The following is a 3,084-nucleotide window of genomic DNA, read 5'->3' as shown; positions in this document are numbered from 1 at the left end:
GCCTGTTGGGGCTAGCCATCTCATTGGGGAATTCAAATACAAAAGAAATTTTTATGAATATGTATAGGGAATCACTAAAGGGTGATGCAAGAAATATCGAGCAGTATTTTACTTATAGTCTAAACTATAAGTGCACGAATCTGTTAAATAGTATTAACCAGCCAATTTTACTCGTTTATGGTACAAGAGATAAATCATTTCATAAATACGCCAAGGTCTTACATAAAAAACTACCAAATAATCAATTAAAATTTATTGACGAAAAGCATCAAATTCCCACAAAGTCTGCTACAAAATTAAATAAACTGATATACAATTTTATTCGGGCACATTGATGGGGCAGATTGCGAAAGAATTACTACCTAACATAAAATTTTTACACTGCTGTGGTCTTGAAGGAAAGTTGCACCGTTTAAAACTAACTGTTTATTTATAAAAAAAGTTTGATCAAAAATCCTGTACTGTGTGCAGGTTTTTTCTTGTTTTGCAAACGGGCAGTACACTTGAATAACGAGGGCTTCTTGGTTGTGCTTTCAAACCAAATTATTATAGGGTCCCCCTAAAATTTATGGGGCCTTACTTCAATAAGATCTTTAATAGCTATCTTCCAGAAAAATTTGCATTCCCCGGATAGTGGATAATCCTATCCAAACAAAGGATAACAGATGCAAATTTTGCAGTAGTTTTTTTCGTTTTACCGAGAATTTAAAAGTAATCAACATCATATATTGCAATAAAATCATTCGTGAGGGAGTAATGATGGTGCAATTTTATGGATCCCCTATTGTTAGTCCTTATTTAACGACGAAGTCAATAACGCCGGAAAATCAAGAAACACCTATACAATTCATATATGGGAATACCGTGGGTGAAGCCTTATTTTATAGAAGAAATCATTTTGCTTATCCATTCTCACATTCTTTTTTTCTCCCAGTTGAAGGTAGTGTGATTTCTCCAAAAGCTTTTTCTATACAAGATATCTGTTCGTTACCTTCTAGGGAGATAAAAGTTCTTCTAGAATGCTCTGGAAACAAGCGCGAGCTCTTTGAACCAAAAGTATACGGAGAGCAATGGGGAAAAGGGGCAATGAGTCAAGGGATTTGGAAAGGGGTCCCGTTAAAAACGTTACTGCAATATACCGGGGTGGTCCCTACGGCCAGAGAGATTGTATTTGAAGGATATGATTTTGGAACGAGACCGGGTGATGAACACAGCATACACTATTCAAGAAGTTTACCTCTTGAAAAGGCGTTTGATCCAGATATAATCATTGCTTATGCATACAATCATCAGCCTATCCCCTTCAAACATGGGTTTCCTTTAAGACTGATTGTTCCTAGTTGGTATGCGATGGCTTCTGTGAAATGGTTGAAGAAAATCATTGTTATAGACGAGCCATTCAGAGGCCACTATCAATCTGAAGATTATATGTATTATCCTTACAAGCAAAACGATCGCGAGAAAATACCTGTAACAACGATGAATGTAAACTCTACGATCCAGTATCCTTTAGATATGCAGATTCTATCTACTGGAACCCATGAAATATCCGGAATAGCCTGGACCGGGAATGGTAAAATTACTGAGGTACAAATAAGTTTAGATGGCGGTCACACATGGGGGTTATGCAAACGAACATCTACTCCTGGACATTATACATGGATTTCTTGGACGTATACATGGAAGGTTGATCAGCCTGGCGAATATTCGATCAGAACAAAAGCAACCGATTCTTCCGGAAACATGCAACCGGAAAAACCATTTTGGAACAGGAAAGGCTACGGGTATAATGCTGTTGACGTGATAAAAGTGAAAGTGGAATAATGAGGCCAAGCAGATGAAAACAGAAATTAGTTTAGATTTGGTCTATTCAATTGTTCGATCTTCCGTTATAGCATGATGTAATGGAGGAAATATCACATAAATGATCAAGCATTTTTATAAAGAATGATTCAATAAAATATATTAAGAGCGTGTTTTGATCAATCTTTTTTCAACACGTTCTTTCTTTTTGTTCGTTTATTAAGGTTATTAGTATTATTTTGATCAAAGATCAAACTTTATTCTAAAGCTACAACTGTGAGAGATTTTATCTAATATGGTGCTGGTCATAGTGGAGATAAAGGCACTTCTGATAATATCAGACGGATAATGATGCCTTACCCAAATACGGGAGTAGCCAGTCAATACTGATAAGGAGAAGAAATTCCTTAAAGTATTGATATATAAGTATTTGGCGGGACTGTGTGGGAATCGAACCCACCGGAGACGACACGCGCCTCCCTCAGGGTTTTGAAGACCCAGGGGGACACCAGTCACCCAGCCAACCCCCTAACAAGGTACTTCAGGTGTATAAAGTTAGACTATCTATAATTATATACGGGAAATACTTTTTTAGGCAAATAATAATCCTCAAACTTGAATTATTCACTTGCTTACTAGTAAAGTAGGAGGAAGAAAAAGACGATTAAATAAAGGGAGGAGGCAGATAATGGTAGATTCATTTTATACGATTGGAATGGCTGGTCATATTGACCATGGAAAAACAACCCTCACAAAGGCTTTAACAGGCGTTGATACTGACCGACTAAAAGAAGAAAAGGAACGCCATATCTCAATCGAACCAGGCTATGCACCCCTCAAATTAGATAACGGAATTCACATATCCATAGTTGATGTACCAGGACATGAACGTTTCATTAGACAAATGATAGCTGGTGTTGCTGGGATTGACCTTGTGTTACTTGTAATTGCTGCAGATGAAGGTGTCATGCCACAAACAAGGGAACACCTCCAAATTTTAAAATTTTTGGGCATTAAAAAATGTATGGTTGTCGTTTCGAAAATTGGTAGAGTCGAAGAAGAATTGATAGAGCTTGCCGCTGAAGAAATAAAAGAACTACTTGAAGAAACAGATTATAACAATGCTCCAATTCTTTATGTTGATAGTATTTCAGAAATAGGGATTCCCGAACTAATACAAGCCATTCAAACGGAAATCAATGGCCTCGAACAAAGAGATAGCAACGGCTCATTTCGCTTGCCGATTGATCAAGCCTTTACTGTACAAGGACATGGAACTAT

At 37.1% G+C, this 3,084-nt stretch carries 4 protein-coding genes and 1 tRNA gene; 3 read left to right on the top strand and 2 right to left on the bottom strand.

Translation table 11 applies throughout. From position 1 onward, the window contains the following. Together V7147_RS24355 and V7147_RS24350 are read left to right on the top strand one after the other, a co-directional pair. A partial coding sequence (locus V7147_RS24355) for an alpha/beta fold hydrolase (RefSeq protein ID WP_335370378.1) occupies positions 1–335 on the top strand: 335 nt, incomplete at its 5' end. Between the two features lie 424 nt (positions 336–759). Further along, positions 760–1,824 carry a sulfite oxidase gene (locus V7147_RS24350; protein ID WP_335370377.1) on the top strand — a complete coding sequence of 355 codons (1,065 nt, stop codon included), beginning with the start codon at positions 760–762 and terminating at the stop codon, positions 1,822–1,824. A 222-nt stretch (positions 1,825–2,046) separates the two neighbouring features. Here V7147_RS24350 and V7147_RS24345 read toward each other — a convergent pair whose 3' ends face one another. Both V7147_RS24345 and V7147_RS24340 read right to left on the bottom strand, forming a co-directional pair. After that, a complete protein-coding gene (locus tag V7147_RS24345) occupies positions 2,047–2,223 on the bottom strand; it encodes a phosphatase PAP2 family protein (protein WP_335370379.1) in 177 nt (58 codons plus the stop codon). Positions 2,224–2,234: 11 nt separating this feature from the next. After that, positions 2,235–2,331 (bottom strand) — tRNA-Sec (locus V7147_RS24340). Between the two features lie 160 nt (positions 2,332–2,491). Between V7147_RS24340 and V7147_RS24335 the strand changes: the two genes are divergently transcribed. Beyond that, the coding region (locus tag V7147_RS24335) for a GTP-binding protein (protein WP_335370376.1) at positions 2,492–3,084 on the top strand (593 nt) is incomplete at its 3' end.

It is taken from the genome of Bacillus sp. JJ1521 (assembly GCF_036965165.1).
Classification (GTDB): domain Bacteria; phylum Bacillota; class Bacilli; order Bacillales; family Bacillaceae_L; genus Ferdinandcohnia.
This window is presented reverse-complemented; position numbering and strand designations above follow the sequence as displayed.